The sequence below is a fragment of the Paraburkholderia sp. Tr-20389 genome, from assembly GCF_017104565.1.
Classification (GTDB): Bacteria; Pseudomonadota; Gammaproteobacteria; order Burkholderiales; family Burkholderiaceae; genus Paraburkholderia.
In genome coordinates, this window is sequence record NZ_JAAGPD010000059.1 from 39,310 (window position 1) to 64,133 (window position 24,824).

Genomic DNA, 24,824 nt, shown 5'->3' on the forward strand with positions numbered 1-24,824 from the left:
GACCATCGGCCGACGAATCGTGCCCGGCGGGCAGTTCGATCGCTCCTCCAGCATGATGAGCCTGCCTGCGTGGACGTCGCTGGTTCATATTCAACTGCTCGGCGAAATAGCGCATGAGTTCGGCATCGACGTCGAGCTGGACGAAGCCTATCGTCTCGATACGTTCGAGCGGCTACATGCGTGGGTCGAGTCGCGAACGCCCGCGCCGGATAGCGAGTGCCCGTGGACATCCAGCTACGGCAACATCGGCTCGCTCTTTACGGCGCGCGCGACGGAATCGACATCGCGGCCCTTCCTGATTTTTCCCAAGGAAGAACTGGAATACGACTACGCGACCTGCCATCGGCTCGCGAGCGCGGCAGCGGACCGGCTCGAGAGCGCCGGTCTCGAGCGCGGCGACCGGCTGGCGCTCGTCTTGTCGAACAGTCCTGCGTTTTTGATCTACTACTTCGCCGCGCATCTGCTCGGTGTCGTCGTCGTGCCCATCAATCCCGCGCTTCGCGCGCAAGAGGTTGCGTATATCGTCGGCAATAGCGGCAGCCGGTTGACGTTGTTCGACCCCGCGCTCGCCGATCTGCGCGGGCAGGTTCGAGAGTGCGGACTGGATGTCGGGCTCGAACTCGCCGACGCGCATTCGGGCTTCGGCCTAGACGCGCTGAATATCGACAATGCGCGAACGCGCGACGCATGTACCGAGATTCGACCGGACGACGTCGCCGCGATTCTCTATACGTCGGGCACGACAGGGCTGCCGAAGGGCGTCGAGCTGACGCATCGAAACTTCCTGTGCGATTCGAAGGCGCTGGTCGACTGGTTCCAGTTCGAACCGCAGACGCGCACGCTTTGTGTGTTGCCGATGTTCCATAACAACGGACAGGTCATCACGTTGCTGTCTCCGCTGTGGGTGGGCGGGAGCACGGTGATCGTCGAGCCGCGATCTGCGTTGATGTCGTTCTGGAAGCTGATTGCACGCTACCGGGTCGAGTGGACGAGCGTGATGCCTGCCTTCCTCACAGCCTTCCTGGAGCACCGGATGCCGCGTTCCGATACGACGCTCAAAGGCATCGTCTGCGGCGGCCAGGTGCTGCTGCCCGAGATGCGCGAGCAGTTCGAAACGGTCTATCGCGTGGCCGTATTCGAGGGCTATGGCCTCACCGAAACGACGTCCTTCGCGACGATGAACGGTTTTCCCGCGGCGCGTCGTGTCGCGGGATCGATCGGTGCGGCGCTGCCGGGCAACCAGGTGTCGATCGTCGACGAATACGGCACGCAAGTCATGCATGGCGAAGTCGGCCAGATCCTGATCCGGGGCGCCAACGTTGCACCGCGTTACTTCCATCTGCCCGAACTGAGTGCCGAGCGCTTTCGCGACGGCTGGCTCCATACGGGTGACTACGGGTATCGGGATACCGACGGCAACTTCTTCTTTTCGACGCGCCTCGACGATCTGATCATCAAGGGCGGCGAGAACATCTATCCCGCCGAGATCGAGAATGTGCTGCATGGCTGCCCCGATGTCGTCGAGTGCGCGGCAGTCGGCGTTCCCGATCACGTGCTCGGACAGGACATCTGTGTCTACGTCCGACGGCGCGACGACTCGGCGCTCGACGCGGACGGCGTGAGGACCTACCTGTCGACGCGCATTGCCCCCTTCAAGCAGCCCCGCCATGTGGCATTCGTGGGGCGCGACTGCGCGCTCGCCGAATTGCCGAAGGGACCGACGCGGAAGATTCTTCGCCGTACCCTGCGCGATCATTTCGCCGCGCACGGTGTCGGGACGGGACAGGTAACGAACCCATGAAATCACTCGTGCTGGCCGCACACATCGTGTGTGCATCAGCCTGGCTCGGTTGCGTTCTGACGGAAGCGGTGTTCGAGCATTCAATCGGACCCGAATGGGTCAACCGCCGCTTCGTCGCGAGATTGCACTGGTTGACGGACTGCTGGGTCGAGGTGCCGTTGATCGCCGGCGTACTGATCACAGGCTTCGTGCTGTCGGCGACGAGCCAGTTCACGCCGGCGCTCGCCGTCAAGATCGCCTTCGGGCTGTCAGCCATCGTGTTGAACGCGGTTTGCGTGGTGCTCGTCAAGCGGCGTCTCGCGCATGCGGACGCAGGCGAGGCCGAGGGTTATGAGCGCGTGGATCGCTGGCAGCACCGGATCGGCGCAGGCGTGCTCGCCGGCATCGTCGGCGCGTTGGCGACCGGCGGTCTCCGTTTCGCCGCTGTCGTCGCCTAGTTGCTGTTCCGTGTGGCGCTTTCACTCAAGGACATGTCGCCGGATGTAACCGGCAGAAGGAGGGAATCGATGACGGTATGGATGTTTCCCGGCCAGGGAACGCAAGCAGTCGGTATGGGCAAGGGCTTGTTTTTGCGGTATCCGCTGCTGATCGAAGAAGCGGACGACGTGCTCGGCTATTCGTGCAAGGCGCTGTGTCTCGACGATCCGGACGGCAAGCTGCATCGTACGCGCTATGCGCAGCCCGCCATTTATGTGTGCAACGCGCTGCATCTCGCCGAACGGCGCGAGAACGGCGAAGCGCCGCGCTGGTGTGCGGGGCATAGTCTCGGCGAATACAGCGCCCTTTATGCAGCCGGTGCGTTCGGATTTGCGGACGGCTTGCGGCTCGTGCAGCGCCGGGGCGAACTGTTCGAAGATTGCGGGGGAGGGACGGGGATGGCCGCCGTCGTCGGTCTGACCCAGGCGCGCATTCGCGCGGTGCTACGCGATCAAGGCATCGACGGGTTGCACTTCGCCAACCTCAATACGCCGCTGCAATCCGTCATCGCGGGGCCGCTCGATGCGCTCGACGCAGCACGCGTGCCGCTCGAAGCCGCGGGTTGCGCGCTGTTCCGGCGGCTCGCGGTTAGCGGTGCATTTCATTCGCCGCACGTCGCGTCCACGAAGCAGGCGTTCGCCCAGGCGCTGGATCGCGTCGCCTTCGAGCCGCTTGCGGTGCCCGTCGTCTCGAACGTGACGGCGCGTCCGGTCGAGGCGGGCAGGCTCGCCGACTACCTGTGCGAGCAGATCGATCATCCCGTGCGTTGGGCCGAGACGCTGCGCTATCTGCAACGGCAGGGCGCCACGCGCTTCGAGGAAGTGGGGTACGGCAATGTACTGAGCGGTCTCTATCGGGCGCTGCAACGCGAATCGGTTGAGGCGTGTGAACGTATCAATGGATGAGTACACGAGCATGACGAATACCTTGTTGAAGGAACTGTTCCCCGTCACCCGGACGATCGATGCAAGCCCTCCGCTCGCAGAGGCCACCACGATGGCCGGCGTGTTGCGATGGCGCGCCGTTCATCGTCCGGATGATCCTGCTTTTCATTACCTGGGCTTCGGTCGCGAAGAGAATCTTGCGCTCGACTACCGGTCGTTTGACAGGCGCGCCAGCGCGGTGGCCGTGCTGCTTCGCGCTCATGGGGTAAAGACGGGCGATCGCGCACTGTTGCTCTATCCGTCGCCACGAGACTTTCTGCCCGCGTTCTTCGGCTGCCTCTACGCGGGTTGCGTCGCGGTCCCCGCGCCGATGCCCGAAGATGCGAAAGAACAACGCAGGCTTGCCGGCATGATCGAGAACGCGTCGCCGAAGCTCGTGCTGTGCCGTGCCGCCGATATGGACCTGCTGCGCGGACATCTCTGTGCTTCGACGGAGGACGGCTTGCCGCTCGTGCCTACCGACGTATCCATCGACGTGCCAGAACACACGCAACCGACGGACCGCGACATCGACGCCATCCCCGCCGACACCCTCGCGTTCCTGCAATACACGTCCGGCTCGACGGCAGCTCCCAAGGGTGCGATGGTGACGCACCGGAACATCATGCACAACGAGGAGGCCATCCGGCGCAACACGGGCGTATCGGAAGGCCGTTGCCTGATCCTGACCTGGCTGCCTTACTTTCATGACATGGGCCTGATCGGCTGTCTGTTGCTGGCGATCTATTCGGGCCGCCCGGCGATTCTCATGTCGACGACCAGCTTTCTTCAACAGCCGATGCGATGGCTGCGCCTCATGAGCGACTGCGGGGTCACGCATTCGTGCGCACCGAACTTCGCCTACGACCTGTGCGTTCGGCGCGGCAAGCGGCCGGGCATGGATCCGCTGGATCTGTCGGCGTGGCGCGTTGCTTTCTCGGGCGCGGAGCCCGTGCGTTACGACACGCTGATGCGTTTCGCCGAACAGTTCGCTGACGCAGGCTTTTCGCGCGATGCGTTCATGCCCGGCTACGGGCTGGCGGAGAACACGTTGTTCGTGACATCGAAGCGCGAAGGCACGCCGCTCGTCACGCAGACCGCCGACTACGCCGGGCTGACGCAGAACCGTTTCGTTCCCGCCGAGCCGGGGCATCGTTCCGTGATCCTCGTTTCATGCGGCAGGACAGCGGGCGGGATGCAAAGCGTGATGATCTGCGATCCGCAGGATGGCAACGTATTACCTGCGGGGCACGTCGGAGAGATTTGTGTTCAGGGCGAGAGTTCCGTGCAAGGCTATTTCGGAGCGAACGGCGAGGATGCTGCGCAACTGCGAGCTTACGTTGACCGCTTCGGTGGCAACGGTGTGCTGCGTACGGGCGACCTCGGCTTCGTCGATGCGGCAAGCGAACTCTATATCACGGGTAGAGTGAAGGATCTGCTGATATGCAACGGCGGCAATCACTATCCGCAAGACGTCGAATTCGAAATCGAGCAGGCGAGCACGCGCGTGCGCCAGGGACGAACAGCGGCATTCGCGGTCAACGTCGCGGGGCAGCCGCATATCTGCGCCGTGTGCGAAGTCGACGATCCGGATGGGCAGCAGGAGGCATTACGGGAACAGGCCGAACAGATCGTCGAAGCCGTGCGGAAAAATTGCAGTGTGCTTTTGTCGGCGCTCGTGCTGGTCCGTAAAGGTACGATCTCGCGCACCACGAGCGGAAAAATCCAGCGCGCCGATTGCCGCGAACGATACCTGCGCGGCGCATTGCCCGTGGTGTACGAACGTGTTACGCCGGGGTGGGAGGAGGCGTCGTTGAAATTGCGTGGACAGGCAGTCGATGCGGCGGACGAAGGGGCGCTCGTTGTTTGATGGTGGTTCGCAGGCGGCGTGGTCGAGGTGACGTTGTGGTGTGCTCGTGTGGGGGCTTGCACGCGAGCGCCGGGCGAAAGTCGGCGTAGCGCTCGCGGATGATGGCAATCACACGCGCCCGCAAACTCATGGAAAACTGCCGGTTGCCCGGCTTGCCGCGTCTGCCGGACACCAGACCGGCAGCCCCTGAAACCTCGAAGCGACGCTTCAGGCGCGACACCTGACGCTCGCTCAGTCCCAGCTGTTCAGCCGCACGCACGCCGCTGAGCCGTCCTTCAACGACCGATTCGATAACCTTGACGCGGCGTAGCTCGTTCATGCTGATCGTCACCAGTCCTGGTTCGTTCATGGCAGGCTCCGCCGGATTGCGCGTCGACAGGATGCGCCTCAGGCAGAGGCATGAACCGGACATTTCTAACTGGCCCAAACCGGACATTTCTATTTGGGACCTACAACCAAAAGGTTGATAATTTATGTTATGTCAAATTGAATCCGTAATCCAATCCAACCCTCCACCCAATCTGTCCCGAACCCGGCACATAGTGCGTAGCTTCCAGCGCCATCTCACGCAGTGAAACCGCGCCCCTCAAGAAATGGCACCACCCTTGCATCCATTGACCCTCCGGCACAGCGCCCAACCATAGGAGGTTCATGATGAGTATCGATTTGACGTTCCGCGCCGGTGAAGCGACCGTGTTCGCCGCGCCGGGCCAGGTGACCGACGCCATGCCCGAAATCCTGATCGGCCGTGTCGACGGACCCGTCGGTCACGCGTTCGCGAACATGATGGCGCAGAGCAAAGGACACACGGCCATGTTCGCGATCCGCGCGTGCAATCAGCTGGTTCGGCCCGCCACGATGATGGTGCCCAAGGTGACGCTCCGGGACATGACGACGATCGAACTGTTCGGCGGCGTCGTGCAATCGGCCACGGCGGATGCGATCGTCGATTGCCTGATCGAGGGCATCTTGCCGAAAGACCAGGCGAACGAACTTTGCATCGTCAGTCTGGTGTGGATCGATCCGCGCTGCGCAACGGAGACGAACCTCGACAAGAAGGACATGTACCGCACGAATTACGAAGCGACCAAACTCGCGATCCAGCGTGCGATGAACAACGAGCCGAGCGTGGAGACGCTCATCGCCAACCGCCACACCATCAAGCACGACATGGACGACTGGAGCTAGCCCGCGTCCGTTCGTCGAAACGGCAGCAGGCCGCGCAAGCGGCCGCTCGCTGTCTGCCTCGGAGCGTGCATTTTCGACAATTTGCCCACGCCCCGAAAGCATCACAACACGGCGTTCAGCACCATAAGCTCATGTCGTTCCGATGTGAGCGAACCGCCACGTTCCCTATGCAGTAGGCGAATGTCATCCCCTCGGACGACAGATACCCCCTGTTCGCGGTACTCTCCTATCCGGCACTTTTTCCGCTCCAACTTTCCGCTGTAACGTATCCGCAATGGTTTCAACAGGACCCGGTCCGATGCCCAACGACATTCCAGAACCCCAAGCCGTCTATTCACCGATTACACGGAGCGCGATCTTCATCGTCGCGACGCTCGTCGACGGCGATGCGCATACCGAGACGGTGCGAGCATGGTGCGCGGACGTCGCCGCGCTCGTGCGCTCGGTCGGCAAGCGCGTGCCGTCCGGCAACCTGTCATGCGTGGTCGGCTTCGCCTCCGACGCATGGGACAGGCTGTTCGGCGCGCCCCGCCCTGCACTGCTTCACCCGTTTCGCGAGTTCGGTCCGAGCGAGCGCCACGCGCCTGCCACACCGGGCGACATCCTGCTGCATATCCGCGCGGACCAGATGGATCTTTGTTTCGAACTCGCGACGCAACTGGTGGGCCGGCTCGGCGAAGCCGTGACGGTCGTCGACGAAGTGCACGGCTTCCGCTATTTCGATCAGCGCAGCATGGTCGGTTTCGTCGACGGCACGGAGAACCCGACGGGCCGCGAGGCCGTCGACTTCACGATGATCGGTGACGAAGACCCCGACTTCGCCGCGGGCAGCTACGTGCTCGTGCAGAAGTACATCCACGACATGAAAGGCTGGAACGCGCTCTCCGTCGAAACGCAGGAACGCATCATCGGCCGCACGAAACTGTCGGACATCGAACTCGACGACGCCGTCAAGCTGACGTCATCGCACAGTTCGCTGACGACGCTCGTCGAGAACGGCCAGGAAGTGAAGATCCTGCGCGACAACATGCCGTTCGGCCGCCCCGGCTCGGGCGAGTTCGGCACGTACTTCATCGGCTACGCGCGCTCGCCCGATCCCATCGAAACGATGCTGGAGAACATGTTCGTCGGGCGCCCGCCCGGCAACTACGACCGGCTACTCGACTTCAGCCGCGCGGCGACGGGCGGACTCTTTTTCGTACCGTCCGCGCCGTTGCTGGAAGCGCTCGCGGACCGCGAGCCGCAGCCTGAAAGCGCGAGCGCGGCTGCGCCTTCCGACACCCACACATCCACCGAGCCAGGCCCTGACGGCTCGCTGAATATCGGCTCTTTGAAAGGAACTGCCCAATATGAATAACCTGCATCGCGAACTCGCACCCATTTCCAGCGAAGCCTGGTCGCAAATCGAAGAGGAAGTGGCGCGCACGTTCAAGCGTTCCGTCGCCGGCCGCCGTGTGGTCGACGTCAAAGGTCCGGGCGGCGTCGATCTGTCCGGCGTCGGCACGGGACATCAGTCGACCATCGCCGCGCCGCATCACGGCGTGAGCGCGAAGCTATCCGAGGTGAAGGCGCTCGTGCAGTTGACGGTGCCGTTCGAACTGTCGCGCGATGCGATCGACGCCGTCGAACGCGGCGCCAACGATTCGGACTGGCAGCCCGCAAAAGACGCCGCGAAGGAACTCGCCTATGCGGAAGACCGCGCGATCTTCGACGGCTACAAGGCTGCGGGAATCGTCGGCATACGCGAGGGCTCGTCGAATACGTCGCTCCCGCTGCCCGCCGATGTCGCCGACTATCCGAACGCCATCGGCGGCGCGCTTCAGCAGTTGCGGCTGGCGGGCGTCGATGGCCCCTACTCCGTGCTGCTCGGCGCCGATGCGTACACGGCGCTCGGCGAAGCAAGCGACCAGGGCTATCCGGTCATCGAGCACATCAAGCGGATCGTGAATGGAGAGATCATCTGGGCGCCGGCGCTCGAAGGCGGCAGTGTGCTGTCGATGCGTGGCGGCGACTTCGAACTGCATCTCGGCCAGGACGTGTCGATCGGCTACCAGAGTCACACCGATTCGACCGTGCGCCTCTATCTGCGTGAGACGCTGACCTTCCTGATGCTGACGGGCGAAGCGTCGGTATCGGTGGTGCCGGGGGAATAAGCGCAGGTCACGCGATCGGCGCGCAACGCGCTGATCGCCAGCGTCATGCGAAGCGCGGCACGCGGCAGCCGCAGCATCACTCCCGAAACCGCGCCCCCTCCCAATCCGCCGCGCGCGCCATCGCAACGAATGCGCTCAGATAATCGATCGAGTCGTCGGCCTCGCGCATGCCGAGAAAGATCTGCTTCGCAATGCCCTTCTTGCCGAGCTTCAGCGGCGTGAGCGGCATCCACCCCGCGTACTCTTCCACGAGCCAGCGCGGCAGCGCGGCGACGCCCCGGCCGCTCGCGACCATCTGCAGCATGATGTCCGTCGTCTCGATCACCTTGTGCCGGCGCGGCACGACGTTCGCCGGCGTGAGGAACTGCGTGTAGATGTCGAGCCGGTCGGTTTCGACGGGATACGTGATCAGCACTTCCGCCGACAGATGCTCCGGCGTCACATAAGGTTCGTTCGCGAGCGCATGCGCGTCGCCCACGACCAGCACCTGCTCGTAGTCGAACACCGGATGAAACCGCAGGCCAGGCTTGTTCAGCGGATCGGGCGTGACGAGCACGTCGATGTCGTAGCCGAACAGCGCGCCGATGCCGCCGAACTGAAAACGCTGCTTCACGTCGACATCGACATCGGGCCAGCGCGCGAGATATGGCGACACCACCTTCAACAGCCACTGGTAGCACGGGTGACATTCCATGCCGATGCGCAACGTGCCCCGCTCGCCCTGCGCGTACTGCTTGATGCGCTCTTCCGCGTGCTCGAACTGCGGCAGCAACCGGTTCGCAAGGCCGAGCAGATACTGGCCCGCCTGCGTGAGACGCATCGAGCGCCCTTCGCGCGTCCATACGGGCGTGCCGAGTTGCTGCTCGAGCTTCTTCACCGTGTGGCTCAGCGCGGATTGCGTGAGATTGAGCTTGTCGGCGGCGCCCGTCAGCGAGCCCTGCCGCTCCACCTCCCTGATCAACATCAGATGACTGCGCTCCAGCATCGCCACTCCATGAGCAGAATTAATCCATGTATGAAATAAATCCATTTTTATTCATACATTGGAAATTCTATCATCGCTTCCAGTTTCTCTTTCTGGACGGGGTACAACGACATGGTCACGACACACAACCTGGGCTTCCCGCGCATCGGCGCACAACGCGAACTGAAATTCGCACTCGAAAAATACTGGAAAAACGAGTCGTCGCTCGACGAGTTGAAAGCGGTCGGTGCGCATCTGCGCGCGCGTCACTGGCGTGATCAGGCGCGTCTCGACTTCGCGCCCGTCGGCGACTTTGCGTTTTACGATCACGTGCTCGACATGAGCTTCACGCTCGGCAATCTGCCTGAACGGGTGCGCGGCTTTCACGGCGATGCGCTCGACAACGCGTTCCGCGTCGCGCGCGGCCGCTCGGCGCATGGCGCAGAAGAGCACGACGCGTGCTGCGGCGGCGTGGCTGCGGGTGAAATGACCAAGTGGTTCGACACGAACTATCACTACATCGTCCCCGAGTTCGACGCGAACACGCAGTTTTCACTCGATCCTTCGCGCCTGCTCGAACAGATCAAGGAAGCGCGCACACTCGGCGTAAAGGCCAAGCCCGTGATCATCGGGCCCGTCACGTATCTGTGGCTCGGCAAGACGAAGGACAACTCCGACAAGCTCGCGCTCCTGCCGCGCCTGTTGCCCGTCTATGCGGCGTTGCTCGACTACTTCACGGCGCAGGGCATCGACTGGGTGCAGATCGACGAACCGGTGCTCGTGACGGAACTCGACGCGAGGTGGCGCAACGCCTTCGCCACCGCTTACGACGCGCTCTCGGCACGCCGCGTACGTGTGCTCCTCGCCACCTACTTCGGGCCATTGAAGGACAACCTCGAACTCGCGTGCACGCTGCCCGTAGACGGCCTGCATATCGACGCCATCAACGCGCGCGATGAAGTCGCGCAAGTTGCTGCGCAACTTCCGGAGGCAGTGGTGCTGTCCGTCGGCGTGATCAACGGACGCAACGTCTGGAAAACCGATCTGAACGCCGCGCTCGCATGGCTCGAACCGCTGCACGCGACGCTTGGCGAACGGCTATGGATTGCCCCGTCGTGCTCGCTGCTGCACTCGCCCGTCGATCTGAACAGCGAACAGAAGCTCGACGCCGAGATCCGCTCATGGCTCGCGTTCGCGCTGCAAAAGCTCGATGAACTCGCGCTGCTGGCGAGTGCGCTGAACAACGGCCGCGCTTCCGTCGAGGCCGAACTCGAAGCAAACGCGCAGGCGATCGAAAGCCGCCGCAACTCTTCACGCGTGCACAACCCGGTTGTGAAGGCGGCACTCTCGAAGATCGACGCGGCACTTGGCCGGCGTGCGAGCGCCTATCCGACGCGCGCCGCGAAGCAGGCCTCGCTGCTCGCCCTACCCGCTTTCCCGACGACCACGATCGGCTCGTTCCCGCAGACGGCCGACATCCGCCGCGCGCGCAGCCAGTTCAAGGCGGGCGAACTGGATCAGGCGGGCTACCGGCTGGCAATGGAACGCGAAATCGCACGCGCCGTGAAGGAGCAGGAGGCGCTCGGACTCGACGTGCTCGTGCATGGCGAAGCCGAACGCAACGACATGGTCGAATACTTCGGCGAGCAACTCGACGGCTATGTGTTCAGCCAGTTCGGCTGGGTGCAGTCGTACGGTTCGCGCTGCGTGAAGCCGCCCATTCTGTTCGGCGACATCAGCCGTCCGAAGGCGATGACGGTCGAATGGATTCGCTACGCGCAGGCGCAAACCACGAAGCCGATGAAAGGCATGCTGACGGGGCCCGTGACCATCCTGAACTGGTCGTTCGTGCGCGACGACCAGCCGCGCTCGGTGTCGTGCCATCAACTGGCGCTGGCGATCCGCGAAGAGGTGCTGGACCTCGAAAAAGCCGGCGTGCGCGTGATCCAGATCGACGAAGCGGCGTTGCGCGAAGGACTGCCGCTGCGACGTTCGCAATGGAACGAGTACCTGCAATGGGCGGTGGAATCGTTCCGCATCACCGCGAATGGCGTGCAGGACGAAACGCAGATCCACACGCATATGTGCTATTCGGAGTTCAACGACATCATCGCGTCGATCGCCGATATGGACGCGGACGTGATCACCATCGAAACGTCGCGCTCCGACATGGAACTGCTCGATGCGTTCGACGACTTCAACTATCCGAACCAGATCGGCCCCGGCGTGTATGACATTCACTCGCCCAACATTCCGGATCAGGAACACATCGTGAACCTGATGAAGAAGGCGGCCGGACGTATCCCTGCGGAGCGCCTGTGGGTGAACCCGGATTGCGGTCTGAAGACGCGCGCATGGGAGGAAGTGATTCCCGCGCTGAAGAACATGGTGGCTGCTGCGCAAACGCTGCGTCAAGGCGTGTGATCATAGAGGCGACGACGGAAGGCCACCTGCCAGGGTGGCTCTCTGGCGCGGACATGAGCGTCCAATCGTTTGGACGGATGGGCTGATAGGCGCCGCTTATCAGAAGAAGGCAGGTGCAGCGTGCCGTGCCCGCTCAGCAGACGGGCAGCAATGCATCGAATTCGTCCTGCAGCCGCAGTCCTTCGGCGCAACGCCAGAATGCTGCGACGAGCGGTGACATCGCTTCGCGGTTGCGCGCGACCAGGCCGATCTCGCGCGTCAGTTCGGGCATCAGCAACGCGCGTCGCACGTCGTCGCCGACGGGCAGCACGCTCAGCAGGCTATGCGGAAAGATGCTCGACAGGCCCGCATGCAGCACATGCCCATACAACGCGAGCAGCGAATCGCATTCGATGCGCACTTCCGCCTGAACCTGCTCGCGACGGAACGCGGCGTTGATCACCTGGCGGTTCTGCATCGTGAGCGGCAGCAAGCCCAAAGGCAGGCCCGAGAGTTCGCGCCAGCTGCATGCGCCTTCGACGAGACCGGCCTGCTCGCCCGGCGGCGACAGCAGAATGGAGCGCTCGCGATACAGCGGCAGCACCGCGAAGCCGGCCTGCACACCCGTGTCCAGATACGTGAGGCCGATGTCCAGTTCGAGTTCGTCCAGCTGCCGGTGTATCGCTTCCGAGCTGAGCGAATGCACGTCGTAGCGGATGTCCGGATGATCGAGCAGGCACGGCGCGAGCACGCGCGATGCGACGGGAATGACGGTCGGTATTGCGCCGATGCGCAGCTTGCCAGCCAGTCGATCCTGCGCCGCGAATGCATCCTGACGCATGTTCTGCAGCGTCGCGATGGTCTGCCGCGCCCAGCCGAGCACGCGCTCGCCGTCCTCCGTGAAGCCGACGAAGCGCCGTCCGCGATTGACGATCGTCAGCCCCAGTTCGGACTCGAGCGCGCGGATCGCCGACGACAACGCCGGCTGCGAGACGTGGCATGCGTCGGCGGCACGCGCGAAGTGTTTCTCGCGCGCCAACGTGACGAGGTATTCGAGCTGGCGGATGAACATCGGCGCTCAGATCAGCAGATCTTCGTAGAACGCGCCGAACGGCCGCGTGGGATGCGCGATCTGGATCTCCAGGATCCATACACCCGCGGCGGGCGCCGCATCGAAGTCGCCGAGATCGCCGGCCTTGTAGATGGCGTGCGGAAAATCGCTGACGCGATGGCCCTTGATGTCGACGTTCAGGCGGACGCCGTGCGCATCGGCCCGCTGCGCCGCGTAGTCGTACAGCGCGATGCCCGCACAGCCCGTCGCGCGCCAGTGCTGCTCGACTTCTTCGTAGATCGTGCGCGCTGCTTCGGCACACGCATGCATGTCCGGGTCGTCGCCGCAGACGAACGTGGCGCCCGCATCGCCTTCATGCTTGTCCCACACGGCGCCCAGGTCGATGAAGAAAATGTCGTTGCCGGCCAGCACCGGGTCGCCGTTCGAGCGCTGCTTGAAGGTCCGCAGTGTGTTTTCGCCGAAGCGAACCAGCACGGGATGCCAGATGCGGTCCATGCCGAGATCCTTGAGGATGCGCAGCGCCAGTGCGTTCGCTTGCGATTCGGCCATGCCCGGCCGTACCTGCTCCGCGATTGCGTCGACGGCTTTCCAGGTCATGGTTCTGGCGTGCTGCATCGCCTCCAGCGAGAAATGCGCGCCGACGGCTTCCTTGTTCGTGGGGTTCAACGTGTGTGTCCTTGTCGTTGCATGAAAATGTCAAATGCGCGTGCGATATGCATGCGTGAATATATCGCGTTTGACGCGGATACCGGCGAAACCGTCGCGTCGCATCATTTCGCCGGGAGCTGAGCCTCGATGGCCGCCTTGTCGATCACCGACCACACCTCGCCGATCTTTCCGCCTCGAAAGCGGTAAAACACGTTCTCGGCAAACGAGACCTTCTTCCCGTCGACGGCGAGTCCGAGAAACGTGCCTTCCGGCGAACAGTGAAATTGCAGGCGGCTCGCGATCACAGGCGGCTCGGTGACGAGCAGTGCAATGTCGAAGTGAAGATCGGGGATCGTACGGTAGTCCTGCTCCAGCATCGCGCGATAGCCCGACAAGCCGATCAACTCGCCGTTGTAGACGACGTCGTCATCGACGAACTGTCCAAGCGCTGTCCAGTCCTGTCGGTTCAGACAGTCGATGTAGCCCCGGTAGACTCCGGCAAGATCGGTCCCGCTCATGACGTCCGCCCTCGCGCGTGATGGCACAAGCCGTCATGTTACCCGCGTCGCGTGTGGCGTTCAGATCGCATCGGCGGGCCGCTGCGCATCCGCATCGACGCAGCACACGAGCACTTCGGCGGGTTTTTTCCCCGTGCTCAGATACACGTGGCCGACGGCGCTGTCGAAGTACAGGCTGTCGCCCGGTTTCAGCTGAAACACCGCGCCCGTTTCGAAGCGCAGTTCGAGCGAACCGTTCAGCAGGAACACAAATTCCTCGCCGCTGTGCCGGATGTAGTCGGAAAAGTCGCTCAGCTTGCGCGCCCGCACATGCGCGCGCATCGGCACCATGCGCTTGCCGGTCAGATCGTTCGCGAGCATGCCGTACTCGTAGTTGGGCGTGTCGTAGATCATCTGCTCGCCCGACGCGGTGAAGGTCGGCACGATGGGACTCGCCCCCGAACGCTTCGCGCGCCCAAAGATTGCGTCGAATTCGAGTTGCAGCGCGTGCGCGAGCGCCGCGAACTTATCATAGGTCAGCGCAATATCGCCGCGCTCCGCCTTCGAAATTGTCGACACGGCAATCCCCGACTGCTCCGACAACTGCATCAGCGTCAGCCCGCGCGCCTTGCGCGCGTCGCGCAGGCGCGCGCCGACCGCCTGATGATCGATCTGGGATGAAGCCTCGGAGGGCACGGGCGCGTTGCGCGCAACGGATTTGGCCATGACTGAACTCGGCGATGACGAGGGTTTTGTCGTATACGAGAATCTATTTTTTCTCGTATATGATAACTCGCATCGATGGTCATCCCCTGCAGTTCTTCAAGGAGCGGTCGCCGTGTCAACGCTTGCATTGGAAAAAGCCGGTTTGTCGAAGACCCAGGTGATCGCCGCGACGACGCTCGGCACGGCGCTGGAGTTCTACGACTTCACCATCTACAGCTTCTTCGCGATCCAGATCGGGCAGTTGTTCTTCCCGTCGGCGTCGCCCGTGAACCAGTTCCTGCTGTCGATCGGCGTGTTCGGCGTCGGCTTCGTCGTGCGTCCGCTGGGCGGCATCGTGATCGGTGCGTACGCGGACCGCGCGGGGCGCAAGAAGGCGATGGTGCTGACCATCATGCTGATGGCGCTCAGTTGCGCGTTGATCGCCTGCGCGCCGACCTACGCGGTGGCGGGCATGGCCGCGCCGTTCATCGTGCTCGCGGCGCGGCTGATTCAGGGCTTTGCGGCAGGCGGCGAGTTCGGGCCCGGCACGACGCTGCTCGTCGAATATGCCTCCGATTCGACGCGCGCCTTCTTCGCCAGCTGGAACTTCGCGGCCACTGCGCTCGGACTCGCACTCGGCGCGGCCGTCGCGACGCTGGTCAACGTGACGCTGCCGAAGGACGCCGTGCTCGCGTGGGGCTGGCGCATTCCGTTCGTGCTCGGCATCGTCGCGGCGCCCGTCGGCATGCTGATCCGCCGACGTCTGGAAGAGACGCTCAGCGATGCATCGCCGGGCGGCACGCAGCGGCGCGGGGCATTGAAAGCGGCCCTCACCACGCACCTCAAGCTGACGATACTCGGCACCTTCGCCGAACTTGGCGGCTCCGTGTCCGTCTACATCACCGCGTTCTTCCTGCCGAGCCATGCGGTGCGCACGCTCCATCTGTCGTCGACGGCATCTGTCGCGTCGGGCGTGATCAGTTCGCTCGTGCTGTTCGTCGCGGCGCCCATCGCGGGCAAACTCGCCGACCGCTTCAGCCGCAAGCGCGTGCTGGTGGTGTCGCGCGTCGTACTGCTGCTGTGCGTCTATCCCGCGTTCGCGTGGTTGTCGGCGCAACCGTCGGCGTTCATGCTGTGCGCCGTGTCCGCGTTGCTCGCGCTGTTCGTCGCTGGACAGATCGTGCCCGTGCTCGTGATGATCCCCGAGCTGTTCCCGAAACATGTGCGCGCGACGGGCATCGCGCTAACCTATGTGGTGAGCGCGTCGTTCTTCGGCGGCTTCTCGCCGTTCATCGCGAGCTGGCTCGTCGCGCTGACGGGCAACCCGCTTGCGCCTGCCTGGTATGTCGCGGCGGCCTGCGCGGTGTCGCTCGTGCCCGTGATCTGGCTGCGCGACCGCACGGGCGAAGCGCTCGACTGACCTCTATCCGGATTCGGAAATTGCCAGGGACGATAGCCATGTCTGATCACGACGACCTCGTCAGCCGCAACGCCGTCGAATTGCGGCGGATGATCGGCGCCAAAGAGATTTCGCCCGTCGAGCTGCTCGACGCCTGCATCGAGCGGATCGAAGCCATCAATCCCGCCGTGAACGCGATCACGGCCACCTGTTACGAAGCGGCACGCGACGCGGCGAAAAGAGCCGAGCGCAAGGTGCTCGACGGCGCGCCGCTCGGGCTGCTACACGGTCTGCCCCTCGGTGTGAAGGATCTCGAAGACACAGCAGGCCTGCTCACCACCTACGGCTCGCCGATGTCGCGCGGCCACGTGCCGTCGCGCGATGTCGTGCTGGTCGAGCGGCTGCGCGCCGCGGGCGCGATTCTCGTCGGCAAGACCAATGTGCCCGAACTCGGCGCGGGTGCGAACACGCGCAATCCGGTGTGGGGCGCAACGGGCAATCCGTTTGATCCGGAACTGAACGCCGGCGGCTCGTCGGGTGGATCGGCGGCCGCGCTCGCGTGCGACATGCTGCCCGTGTGCACCGGCTCGGATACGGGCGGCTCGCTGCGCATTCCGGCCTCGAAATGCGGCGTGGTCGGCTTCAGGCCGTCGGCGGGACTCGTGCCGAACTCGCGCCGGCTGCTCGGCTGGACGCCGATCTCCGTGGTCGGTCCGATGGGCCGCGATGTCGACGAAACGGCGTTGCAACTGGCGGCGACGGCGGGTTTGTCGACGGGCGATCCGCTCAGTTACGACGTCGACGCGCCCGGCTTCGCGACGCTGCCCGCGTTCGATCTGTCGACGCTGCGCGTCGGCTATACGGAAGACTTCGGCTGCTGTGACGTCGACGACGACATTCGCGCCCTCTTCCGCGCGCGCATGGCCGCGCTCGCGCCGCTCGTGCGCACCTGCGAGCCCATCGCGTTCGATCTCGGCGACGCGCACCGCTGCTTCGACGTGATCCGCGCGGAGAGCTTCGTTGCGGGCCTGCGCGATGCCTATGCGCGCGATCCCGGCGCGCTCGGTCCGAACACGCGTGCGAACTACGAAATGGGCGCGGCGATGACGCTCGCCGACAGCGCGTGGGCGCAGGCCGAACAGACGCGCATTTTCCGGCGCTTCCAGTCCGCGTTCGAACATTACGACGTGATTCTTTCACCGACCACGCCCGTCTCGCCGTTTCCGTGGCGCGAGCTGTACGCCGCGCAGATCAACGGCCGCGCGCAGGAGAATTACTATCGATGGCTCGCGCTGACTTATGTGGTCACGCTCACGACGCATCCGGCGCTGTCGCTGCCATGCGGTGTGGATCGCGCGGGCATGCCGTTCGGCTTGCAGATCGTCGGGCCGTTTCATGGCGACCTGAAGACGCTGGCCGTGGCGCGCGCGATGGAACAGGCTTTCGATAAAGACCCGGCGCTGCGCCGGCCTCGTCCCGATCTGTCGCGGCTCACGCAAGCGAACCCGGCATTGAAGTCGATCGTGACCGCGCCGCCTATTTTCGATTCAACGGGCGAAGCGCAAACCGGCCTGTCATCCGTTTAATTCACTGAGAACCCAATCATGTCCAACGATATCCAGCGACTGCAAACCAACGCCCGCATGAGCCAGGTCGTCATTGCCAATGGCGTCGTCTATCTGTCGGGGCAAGTGCCCGACACGCCGAGCGCGCCGATCGCCGTGCAGACAACGGAGATCCTGAACCGCATCGACACCTTGCTGGCATCGGCGAAAATCGACAAGACGCGTGTTCTCACCGCGAACGTGTGGCTCAGCGACCCAAAACACTTCGACGAATTCAACGCCGTGTGGGACGCGTGGGTGCCGTCGGGCCATGCGCCGACACGCGCGTGCGTGCAGGCGTTGCTGATGAAGCACGGCCTCGACGTCGAAATCGCCGTGACGGCGCTTGCATGAAGTTCGATGCCGTCGTACTCGGCGCGGGCATGGTCGGCGTGTCGGTTGCAGTTCATCTGCAACAGCGCGGGCTCACCGTTGCACTCGTCGACCGCAAGGCGCCGGGCAACGAGACGTCGTTCGGCAACGCGGGGCTGATCCAGCGCGAAGGCGTGTATCCGTATGCGTTTCCGCGCGATGCGGGCACGCTGCTGCGCTACGCGCGCAACCGCTCGCTCGATGTCCGTTACCACGTCGACGCGATGCCCAGGCTGCTGCCCTTCCTGTACCGGTACTGGCACTACTCGCGCGCGGACCGTCACGCGGCCATCGCGCGTTCGTACGCAACGCTGATCGAACATTGCGTCGACGAGCATCGCGCGCTGATCGATGCATCGGGCGCGCAGGCGCTGCTGCGTCAGGGCGGCTGGCTGAAGGTGTTCCGCAGCGCGCGCAAGCAGGACGCGGAACTGCGCAACGTGCAGCGCTGGAACGCGGAGTACGGCGTTGCGTTCGAAGCGCTCGATGCGGCGCAACTGCGACGCGCCGAGCCTTCGCTCAGTCACGCGCTGCTCGGCGCGCTGCGTTACACCGATGCCGACTCCGTCAGCGATCCCAATGCACTCGTGACGGCTTATGCGCGTTACTTCGAGCAGTTGGGCGGCCGCATCTTCATCGGCGATGCAGCAACGCTCGAACCTCACTGGCGCGTCGAAACCGATGCCGGGCGCATCGATGCGCAGTCAGCCGTGATCTCGCTCGGTCCGTGGTCGGATACCGTCAGTGCGCGCTTCGGCTACCGGCTGCCGCTCGCGGTCAAGCGCGGCTATCACATGCATTACGCCGCAAAGGACGGCGCGCACTTGAACCAGCCGGTGCTCGACACCGAGATCGGCTACATGATCACGCCGATGGCGCGCGGCATCCGCCTGACGACGGGCGCGGAACTCGCCGCGTGCGATGCGCCTGCCACGCCCGTGCAACTCGATGCCATCGAACCCATCGCGCGCGACACCTTCCCGCTCGGCGAGCGGCTCGACGAGCATCCGTGGCTCGGTCGCCGTCCCTGCACGCCGGACATGATGCCGATCATCGGTCCGGCAACGCGTCACAAGGATCTATGGTTCGCGTTCGGCCATGCGCATCATGGCCTGACACTCGGACCCGTGACGGGACGGCTGCTCGCCGAGATGATGACGGGCGCACCGACGATCGCCGATCCTCATCCGTTCCGCGCCGACCGCTTCTAGCGGCGCTTGCCTACATGTTTGCCGCGTGATGTGGCGGGCTGTACCATAGGCTCGCCATATTCCTGAGGGACAACGATGAATCCGAAGGTCGACGCCTATATCAGCAAACTCGACAAGTGGCGCGAAGAAACGGAGACGCTCAGGGCGATCGCGCTCGACGCGCCGCTCACGGAAGAACTCAAATGGGGCGTGCCCTGCTACACAGTGGGTGGCGCCAACGTCGTGATCATTCACGGCTTCAAGGACTATTGCGCGCTGCTGTTCGTGAAGGGTGCGTTGATGAAGGATCCCAAAGGCCTGCTCGTCCAGCAGACGGAAAACGTGCAGTCGGCACGACAGATCCGCTTCACGAGCCTTCAGGAAATCGTCAGGCTCAAGACGGCGCTGAAAGCCTATCTCCGCCAGGCGATCGAAGTCGAACAGGCCGGTTTGAAGGTGCAGCGCAAGACCACTGCGGAATTCGAAGTCGCCGAGGAATTCCAGAACCGGCTGGATAAACAACCCACCTTGAAAAAGGCTTTCGAAGCGCTGACGCCCGGCCGTCAACGAGCCTATCTGCTGCATTTTTCGGCGGCGAAACAATCGAAAACCCGTGAAGCGCGGATCGACAAATGCACGCCGCTGATTCTCGAAGGCAAGGGATTGAATGACGAATGAGCAGACGACCGAGCGACGAATGACCACCGCTCGGCGCCGCGGAAACACACCGTAAGCGAACTTTGTAGCATTCCCTTAAAAAATGTAGGTCGATAGGATGCTAACGAATAAAAATCGACATACAATCCTGGCCCATGATCAATCTCCACCTTCTGCGCCGCTCGGTCAGCAGCACGCTGGTCGTCGCCGCGCGCCGCTGGCGCCGCACGAGCCATAGCGTGTTGTCGGCCTACAACGTGTCGGAGGCGTGCGCGGGTCCGCTGCTCACGGCCAACCGGCTCGGCGAGGCGGTGCGTCAGGTGACGCTGGCGGAGCATGTGGGCATCGAAGGCCCGTCGCTGGTGCGGCTGCTCGACCAGCTGTGCGCCGCCGGCCTCGTGCGCCGCGACGAGGATCCCGACGACAAACGCGCCAAGACCATTTCCCTCACCGACGAAGGCCGCGCGGTCACCGCACGGATGGAAGAACGTCTGATGGAACTGCGCGCGCGTGTGCTCAAGGGCGTGAGCCGCGAAGACCTGGAGACGACGCTGCGGGTCCTCAACGCCTTCAATGCGTCGCTCGATGCTACAGTCATGTCCGACAACGGCACATCCGGCGAGCCAGCCGCCCCCGTCCGATCCGGCGGCAAGCCGCGCACAACCGGCAAGGCATGAGCGTCATGGTCTATCCCTCAGTCCGCGACTGGCTGTTTTCCGCCAAGACGTTCGCGGCGGCGATGATTGCGCTGTATATCGGCCTTGCGCTCGAACTGCCCCGCCCTTACTGGGCGATGGCGACCGTCTATATCGTCTCGAATCCGTTTGTCGGCGCGACCCGCTCGAAGGCGCTGTACCGCGCGCTCGGCACGGTGCTGGGAGCGGCGGGCGCCGTGCTGATCGTGCCGCCGTTCGTCGAGTCGCCGTTCCTGTTCAGCGTGATCGTCGCATCGTGGACGGGCACGCTGCTCTATCTGTCGCTGAACGACCGCACCGCGCGCAGCTACGTGTTCCTGCTCGCGGGCTACACGCTGCCGCTGATCGCGCTGCCCGCCGTCACCAATCCCACCACCGTGTTCGATCTCGCCATCGCGCGTACGGAAGAGATCACGCTGGGTATCGTGGTCGCGAGCATCGTCGGCAGTGTGGTGTTTCCGAGCCGCCTCGCGCCGACGTTGATCGAGCGCACCGACGCGTGGTTTCGCGACGCCGCGTTCTACGCGAGCGAGACGTTGTCCGGGCATATCGCGGGCGCATCGATTTCGGCCTCGCGCCAGCGGCTCGCGGCCACCGTCAACGGCCTCGAATTCCTGCTGAGCCAGCTGACCTACGACCACACGCGTCCCGACATCGTGCGCCGCGCGCGGGCGTTGCAAGGCCGCATGCAGATTTTCCTGCCGCTGATTTCGTCGATGGCCGATCCGCTGATTGAACTGGTCCGCGAACGCGGCGCGCATCCGCCCGGCCTGGAGACGCTGCTGGCCGACGTCGCGAAGTGGATCAAGTCGCCGGCGCTTGAAGCGAAGCACGCCGACGAGCCCGATCATGAAGCGGAAGCGCTGCGCGCCCGCGTCGACGTGTTGAAGCCGTCCGCGCAGGCGCTCGCGAGCTGGGAAGGCGCGCTGCTCTCGAACGCGCTGTGGCGCCTCGGCCAGGTGATCGACGTCTGGCGCGACATCCGCTGCCTGCGTGCGGCCATCGTCCACGAATCGGTCTTGTGGCAGCCGCACTTTCGCCACTGGCGCCTGGGCGGCACCGAGCGCTATTTCGACTACGGCATGATGCTGTTCTCGACGGCGTCGGCCGTCTGCGCGATCGTCGTCGCGTCCGGACTGTGGATCACGTCGGGCTGGAACGACGGCGCGTCGGCCGTGGCGCTCGCGGCCGTGTCGATCTGCTTCTTCGCCGCGCTCGACGAGCCCGCGCCCGCCGTCTTCAAGTTCTTCCTCGCGACCTGCGCGAGCGTCGTGCTGGCCGGAGTTTATGTGTTCGTCGTGCTGCCGCTCGTGCACGATTTCGCGATGCTGGTCGTGATCTTCGCCGGACCATTCCTGATCATCGGCACGCTGATCCCGCGTCCGCAATTCACGCTCGTCACGCTGCTCACTGCCGTCAACACCGCGACCTTCATCAGTATCCAGAGCGCCTACGAGGCCGACATCTTCGTGTTTCTCAACAGCAATCTGGCGGGCGTCGGAGGCTTGCTGTTCGCTTTCATCTGGACGCGCGTCACGCGTCCGTTCGGCGCGGAGCTGGCCGCCGAGCGCCTCACGCGTTCGGCGTGGGCCGACGTCGTGGTGAGCGCCTCGACAGCCGCCATTGAAGACCAGCGCAATCTGTACTCGCGCATGCTCGACCGGCTGATGCAGCTGCTGCCGCGCCATGCCGCGAGCGATTCGCACCGCCATCCGTCGATCGAAAGCTTCCGCGACTTCCGCGTCGCGCTGAACGCGCTGGATCTGCGCCGCACGCGCCGCAAGGTGACCGGCGACCTGCAAGCCGCCATCGATGACGTGCTGGTCGGCGTGCGGCAGTATTTCGAGCAATGCCTCGCGCACCGCTCACGGCAGCCGGTGCCCGCGACGCTGATCGAAGCGATCGATGCCGCCCTCGCGCGCGTGGCGACGCGCAGCATCGCACAAGGACAGCCCGCCCCGCAGCAGCCGCCCGAACAAGCGGCAGAAAAGCCCGCGGATCAAGCCGCCGCTGCTGCAGCACCGTCAGGCGAGCGCTGGTTGCGCGATACGCTCAACGCGCTGGTCGGCATGCGCCTGTCGCTGTTCCCGCCGCATCCCGCACCCGGCAGCAATGCGCCGCAAAAACCGGAGACCGCAGCCTGATGCGCAACCCAACCCTTTCATTCCGGCGACGCACATGATCGGCGAAATCGACGTTCTCGGCGTATTCGTGCCCGCCGTGCTGGTGCTGATGTTCATCGCCTATCTGATCAACGTGGCGATCCGCACCGTGCTCGCGCGCGTGGGCTTCTATCGCCTCGTCTGGCACCGCTCCATTTTCGATCTCGGCATTTACGTTCTGGTGCTGGGGCTTGTCGTCATCGTTTCGCACCGGTTCATAACGTGAAAAAAACCTGGTTCTCAATCGGGCAGATCCTGCTCACCCTGATCGTCGTCGTGATCGCAGCGGCCGTGCTATGGAAGCTGGTCGACTACTACATGTTCGCGCCATGGACGCGCGACGGCCACGTGCGCGCCGACGTGATCCAGGTTGCACCCGACGTATCGGGTCTCATCACCGAGGTGAAGGTCGTCGACAACCAGCAGGTCAAGCGCGGCGACGTGCTGTTCGTGATCGATCAGGCGCGCTACACGCTGGCGCTGCGCAACGCGCAGGCCACCGCGCAACAGCGCCGCGCGACGCTCGATCAGGCGCGCCGCGAAGACGCCCGCAACCGCACGCTCGGCAATCTCGTCGCGCGTGAAGCCGTGGAAGAAACACACTCGCGCGTCGAGCAGGCGGCTGCCGCGCTCTCCGACGCCGAAGTCGCGATCGACACCGCCCGTCTGAACCTGCAGCGCACGGTGATCGTCAGCCCCGTCGACGGCTACCTGAACGACCGCGCGCCGCGCGTCGGCGAGTTCGTGTCGGCGGGACGCGCGGTGCTGTCGGTGGTCGACATGCATTCGTTCCGCGTCGACGGCTACTTCGAGGAAACCAAGCTGCACGGCATCGACATCGGCCAGCAGGTCGACATCAAGGTGATGGGCGAGCCGAACACGCTGCGCGGCCACGTGCAGAGCATCGTCGCCGCCATCGAGGACCGCGACCGTCAGCAAAGCCCCAACCTGCTGCCGAACGTGAACCCGGCGTTTAGCTGGGTGCGCCTCGCACAGCGCATTCCCGTGCGCGTCGCGCTCGACGAGATTCCCGCCGATTTCCGCATGATCGCGGGCCGTACGGCAACGGTGTCGGTGCGCAGCATCGAGCCGACGAAGGGCCGCCGCACAACCGCTTCGGATGCCGCCGCGGCTTCGGGGCCTGCGTCCGCTTCGGGTGCTTCGATCGTGGGCGCGTCGATCGTCGGTACGGCGCCGTCGAGCGCCACGCATCCCGCATCGGGCGCATCGCAATGAAACGCGTCCCTGCACTGAAGACCGTGCGCGCCGGCTGCGCATTGCTGCCCATTGTGCTGGGATTGAACGCCTGCACGAACGTCGGCCCGAACTACAAGCTGCCCGACAACGCGGCCGTCAACGCGCCATACGCGAACACGACGATCGACGGCGCGGACAAGGCGCCCGTTACGCAGCAGGCGGTGCCGTCGAAGTGGTGGCGTCTGTATGACGACCCGGTGCTCGATCAACTGGTGACGGACGCGCTGAAGTCCAACACCGATCTGCGCGTGGCCGCGGCCAATCTCGCGCGCTCGCGCGCCCAGCTCGACTTCGCGAACGAACAGGGTGGGTTCTCCGGCAAGACGTCGGCGGCCTTCCAGCGCGCGCAGGAATCGGCCGAGCAGTACCTGCTGACCGAGAAACTGCCCGTCATCAACGAGGGCGCGCTCGATCTGAGCGTGTCGTACGAAATCGATCTGTTCGGCAAGTTGCGGCGCGGCGTCGAGGCCTCGAAGGCCGACGACGAAGCCGTCGAAGCCGCGCTCGATCTCGCGCGCATCACCGTGGTCGCGGATGTCGTGCGCGCCTATGTCGAGTCGTGCTCGGCAGCGGAAGAACTGGAGATCGCGCAGCAGTCGCTGTCGTTGCAGAAGCAACGGGTCAAGCTCACGCAGCGGCTGCGCGACGCAGGCCGCGGCAACCAGCCCGACGTGACGCGCGGCCAGACCCAGGCCGATACGCTCGCCGCCGACATCCCGCGCTTCGTCGCACGGCGCGAGAGCTGGGTCGGGAACGAGTGTCAGCATCACTGTATGGACGTGTGGTC

At 64.3% G+C, this 24,824-nt stretch carries 24 protein-coding genes; 18 read left to right on the forward strand and 6 right to left on the reverse strand.

Annotated elements, in window-relative coordinates:
• Positions 1–52: 52 nt before the first annotated feature.
• From G3N95_RS36055 to G3N95_RS36070, 4 genes are all read left to right on the forward strand, one after another.
• Positions 53–1,801, forward strand: coding sequence for a class I adenylate-forming enzyme family protein (locus tag G3N95_RS36055; RefSeq protein ID WP_205974881.1), 1,749 nt, complete (start codon positions 53–55; stop codon positions 1,799–1,801).
• On the forward strand, positions 1,798–2,238 hold the full coding sequence (locus tag G3N95_RS36060) for a hypothetical protein (protein WP_205974860.1): 441 nt from the start codon (positions 1,798–1,800) through the stop codon (positions 2,236–2,238). Before G3N95_RS36055 ends, G3N95_RS36060 begins: the two co-directional genes overlap by 4 nt.
• A gap of 69 nt (positions 2,239–2,307) precedes the next feature.
• The gene (gene fabD, locus G3N95_RS36065; protein ID WP_205974861.1) at positions 2,308–3,183 is read left to right on the forward strand and encodes an ACP S-malonyltransferase; all 876 of its coding nucleotides are present in this window, start codon (positions 2,308–2,310) and stop codon (positions 3,181–3,183) included.
• Positions 3,184–3,193: 10 nt separating this feature from the next.
• Positions 3,194–5,071, forward strand: a complete 1,878-nt coding sequence (locus G3N95_RS36070; protein ID WP_205974862.1) for a fatty acyl-AMP ligase — start codon at positions 3,194–3,196, stop codon at positions 5,069–5,071.
• Here G3N95_RS36070 and G3N95_RS36075 read toward each other — a convergent pair.
• On the reverse strand, positions 4,989–5,420 hold the full coding sequence (locus G3N95_RS36075; RefSeq protein WP_241019152.1) for a helix-turn-helix domain-containing protein: 432 nt from the start codon (positions 5,418–5,420) through the stop codon (positions 4,989–4,991). The genes G3N95_RS36070 and G3N95_RS36075 overlap by 83 nt on opposite strands.
• 305 nt (positions 5,421–5,725) lie before the next feature.
• On the opposite strand from G3N95_RS36075, the gene fae reads away from it, so the two are divergent.
• From fae to G3N95_RS36090, 3 genes are all read left to right on the forward strand, one after another.
• Entirely contained in the window at positions 5,726–6,259 is a 534-nt protein-coding gene (fae, locus tag G3N95_RS36080; protein ID WP_205974882.1) for a formaldehyde-activating enzyme, read from the forward strand.
• Between the two features lie 298 nt (positions 6,260–6,557).
• Entirely contained in the window at positions 6,558–7,616 is a 1,059-nt protein-coding gene (locus tag G3N95_RS36085; protein ID WP_205974863.1) for a Dyp-type peroxidase, read from the forward strand.
• Entirely contained in the window at positions 7,609–8,412 is an 804-nt protein-coding gene (locus tag G3N95_RS36090) for a family 1 encapsulin nanocompartment shell protein (RefSeq protein WP_205974864.1), read from the forward strand. The genes G3N95_RS36085 and G3N95_RS36090 overlap by 8 nt, the downstream gene beginning before the upstream one ends.
• 76 nt (positions 8,413–8,488) lie before the next feature.
• Here G3N95_RS36090 and G3N95_RS36095 read toward each other — a convergent pair whose 3' ends face one another.
• Positions 8,489–9,442, reverse strand: a complete 954-nt coding sequence (locus G3N95_RS36095; RefSeq protein ID WP_205974865.1) for a LysR family transcriptional regulator — start codon at positions 9,440–9,442, stop codon at positions 8,489–8,491.
• A 66-nt stretch (positions 9,443–9,508) separates the two neighbouring features.
• Here G3N95_RS36095 and metE point away from each other — a divergent pair, with 66 nt between their 5' ends.
• The gene (gene metE, locus G3N95_RS36100; protein ID WP_205974866.1) at positions 9,509–11,800 is read left to right on the forward strand and encodes a 5-methyltetrahydropteroyltriglutamate--homocysteine S-methyltransferase; all 2,292 of its coding nucleotides are present in this window, start codon (positions 9,509–9,511) and stop codon (positions 11,798–11,800) included.
• Between the two features lie 133 nt (positions 11,801–11,933).
• Here the strand turns inward: metE and G3N95_RS36105 are convergent, their stop codons facing one another.
• The 4 genes from G3N95_RS36105 to G3N95_RS36120 all read right to left on the reverse strand — a co-directional run bounded on the left by G3N95_RS36105 (position 11,934) and on the right by G3N95_RS36120 (position 14,722).
• The gene (locus G3N95_RS36105; protein WP_205974867.1) at positions 11,934–12,851 is read right to left on the reverse strand and encodes a LysR family transcriptional regulator; all 918 of its coding nucleotides are present in this window, start codon (positions 12,849–12,851) and stop codon (positions 11,934–11,936) included.
• Between the two features lie 6 nt (positions 12,852–12,857).
• Entirely contained in the window at positions 12,858–13,517 is a 660-nt protein-coding gene (locus tag G3N95_RS36110; protein WP_205974868.1) for a M24 family metallopeptidase, read from the reverse strand.
• A 104-nt stretch (positions 13,518–13,621) separates the two neighbouring features.
• On the reverse strand, positions 13,622–14,017 hold the full coding sequence (locus tag G3N95_RS36115; protein ID WP_205974869.1) for an ester cyclase: 396 nt from the start codon (positions 14,015–14,017) through the stop codon (positions 13,622–13,624).
• Between the two features lie 60 nt (positions 14,018–14,077).
• On the reverse strand, positions 14,078–14,722 hold the full coding sequence (locus G3N95_RS36120) for an XRE family transcriptional regulator (RefSeq protein ID WP_205974870.1): 645 nt from the start codon (positions 14,720–14,722) through the stop codon (positions 14,078–14,080).
• A 112-nt stretch (positions 14,723–14,834) separates the two neighbouring features.
• On the opposite strand from G3N95_RS36120, the gene G3N95_RS36125 reads away from it, so the two are divergent.
• The 10 genes from G3N95_RS36125 to G3N95_RS36170 form a co-directional block, all read left to right on the forward strand.
• On the forward strand, positions 14,835–16,121 hold the full coding sequence (locus G3N95_RS36125; protein ID WP_205974871.1) for an MFS transporter: 1,287 nt from the start codon (positions 14,835–14,837) through the stop codon (positions 16,119–16,121).
• 38 nt (positions 16,122–16,159) lie between these two features.
• Positions 16,160–17,686 carry an amidase family protein gene (locus G3N95_RS36130; protein ID WP_205974872.1) on the forward strand — a complete coding sequence of 509 codons (1,527 nt, stop codon included), beginning with the start codon at positions 16,160–16,162 and terminating at the stop codon, positions 17,684–17,686.
• An 18-nt stretch (positions 17,687–17,704) separates the two neighbouring features.
• Positions 17,705–18,058 carry a RidA family protein gene (locus tag G3N95_RS36135; protein WP_205974873.1) on the forward strand — a complete coding sequence of 118 codons (354 nt, stop codon included), beginning with the start codon at positions 17,705–17,707 and terminating at the stop codon, positions 18,056–18,058.
• Positions 18,055–19,287, forward strand: a complete 1,233-nt coding sequence (locus G3N95_RS36140) for an FAD-binding oxidoreductase (protein ID WP_205974874.1) — start codon at positions 18,055–18,057, stop codon at positions 19,285–19,287. Before G3N95_RS36135 ends, G3N95_RS36140 begins: the two co-directional genes overlap by 4 nt.
• Before the next feature lie 75 nt (positions 19,288–19,362).
• Complete coding sequence (locus tag G3N95_RS36145) at positions 19,363–19,944, forward strand: DUF1801 domain-containing protein (RefSeq protein WP_205974875.1); 582 nt, start codon at positions 19,363–19,365, stop codon at positions 19,942–19,944.
• Between the two features lie 134 nt (positions 19,945–20,078).
• A complete protein-coding gene (locus tag G3N95_RS36150; RefSeq protein WP_205974876.1) occupies positions 20,079–20,600 on the forward strand; it encodes a MarR family transcriptional regulator in 522 nt (173 codons plus the stop codon).
• A gap of 5 nt (positions 20,601–20,605) precedes the next feature.
• Entirely contained in the window at positions 20,606–22,762 is a 2,157-nt protein-coding gene (locus G3N95_RS36155; RefSeq protein WP_205974877.1) for an FUSC family protein, read from the forward strand.
• 34 nt (positions 22,763–22,796) lie between these two features.
• Positions 22,797–23,006, forward strand: a complete 210-nt coding sequence (locus G3N95_RS36160) for a DUF1656 domain-containing protein (RefSeq protein ID WP_205974878.1) — start codon at positions 22,797–22,799, stop codon at positions 23,004–23,006.
• The gene (locus G3N95_RS36165) at positions 23,003–24,016 is read left to right on the forward strand and encodes an HlyD family secretion protein (protein ID WP_205974879.1); all 1,014 of its coding nucleotides are present in this window, start codon (positions 23,003–23,005) and stop codon (positions 24,014–24,016) included. Before G3N95_RS36160 ends, G3N95_RS36165 begins: the two co-directional genes overlap by 4 nt.
• The coding region (locus G3N95_RS36170) for a TolC family protein (protein WP_205974880.1) at positions 24,013–24,824 on the forward strand (812 nt) is incomplete at its 3' end. The genes G3N95_RS36165 and G3N95_RS36170, both read left to right, overlap by 4 nt.

What these genes read in the sequence shown, in the direction of transcription:
- fabD (WP_205974861.1), top strand. Translation starts at nt 2,308, where the DNA reads ATGACGGTATGGATGTTTCCCGGCCAGGGAACGCAAGCAGTCGGTATG.
- G3N95_RS36070 (WP_205974862.1), top strand. Translation starts at nt 3,194, where the DNA reads ATGACGAATACCTTGTTGAAGGAACTGTTCCCCGTCACCCGGACGATC.
- G3N95_RS36105 (WP_205974867.1), bottom strand. Translation starts at nt 12,851, where the DNA reads ATGTTCATCCGCCAGCTCGAATACCTCGTCACGTTGGCGCGCGAGAAA.
- G3N95_RS36155 (WP_205974877.1), top strand. Translation starts at nt 20,606, where the DNA reads ATGGTCTATCCCTCAGTCCGCGACTGGCTGTTTTCCGCCAAGACGTTC.
- G3N95_RS36095 (WP_205974865.1), bottom strand. Translation starts at nt 9,442, where the DNA reads ATGGATTTATTTCATACATGGATTAATTCTGCTCATGGAGTGGCGATG.
- G3N95_RS36120 (WP_205974870.1), bottom strand. Translation starts at nt 14,722, where the DNA reads ATGGCCAAATCCGTTGCGCGCAACGCGCCCGTGCCCTCCGAGGCTTCA.
- G3N95_RS36130 (WP_205974872.1), top strand. Translation starts at nt 16,160, where the DNA reads ATGTCTGATCACGACGACCTCGTCAGCCGCAACGCCGTCGAATTGCGG.
- G3N95_RS36135 (WP_205974873.1), top strand. Translation starts at nt 17,705, where the DNA reads ATGTCCAACGATATCCAGCGACTGCAAACCAACGCCCGCATGAGCCAG.
- G3N95_RS36145 (WP_205974875.1), top strand. Translation starts at nt 19,363, where the DNA reads ATGAATCCGAAGGTCGACGCCTATATCAGCAAACTCGACAAGTGGCGC.
- fae (WP_205974882.1), top strand. Translation starts at nt 5,726, where the DNA reads ATGAGTATCGATTTGACGTTCCGCGCCGGTGAAGCGACCGTGTTCGCC.
- G3N95_RS36085 (WP_205974863.1), top strand. Translation starts at nt 6,558, where the DNA reads ATGCCCAACGACATTCCAGAACCCCAAGCCGTCTATTCACCGATTACA.
- G3N95_RS36150 (WP_205974876.1), top strand. Translation starts at nt 20,079, where the DNA reads ATGATCAATCTCCACCTTCTGCGCCGCTCGGTCAGCAGCACGCTGGTC.
- G3N95_RS36060 (WP_205974860.1), top strand. Translation starts at nt 1,798, where the DNA reads ATGAAATCACTCGTGCTGGCCGCACACATCGTGTGTGCATCAGCCTGG.
- G3N95_RS36090 (WP_205974864.1), top strand. Translation starts at nt 7,609, where the DNA reads ATGAATAACCTGCATCGCGAACTCGCACCCATTTCCAGCGAAGCCTGG.
- G3N95_RS36075 (WP_241019152.1), bottom strand. Translation starts at nt 5,420, where the DNA reads ATGAACGAACCAGGACTGGTGACGATCAGCATGAACGAGCTACGCCGC.
- G3N95_RS36160 (WP_205974878.1), top strand. Translation starts at nt 22,797, where the DNA reads ATGATCGGCGAAATCGACGTTCTCGGCGTATTCGTGCCCGCCGTGCTG.
- G3N95_RS36115 (WP_205974869.1), bottom strand. Translation starts at nt 14,017, where the DNA reads ATGAGCGGGACCGATCTTGCCGGAGTCTACCGGGGCTACATCGACTGT.
- G3N95_RS36055 (WP_205974881.1), top strand. Translation starts at nt 53, where the DNA reads ATGATGAGCCTGCCTGCGTGGACGTCGCTGGTTCATATTCAACTGCTC.
- metE (WP_205974866.1), top strand. Translation starts at nt 9,509, where the DNA reads ATGGTCACGACACACAACCTGGGCTTCCCGCGCATCGGCGCACAACGC.
- G3N95_RS36140 (WP_205974874.1), top strand. Translation starts at nt 18,055, where the DNA reads ATGAAGTTCGATGCCGTCGTACTCGGCGCGGGCATGGTCGGCGTGTCG.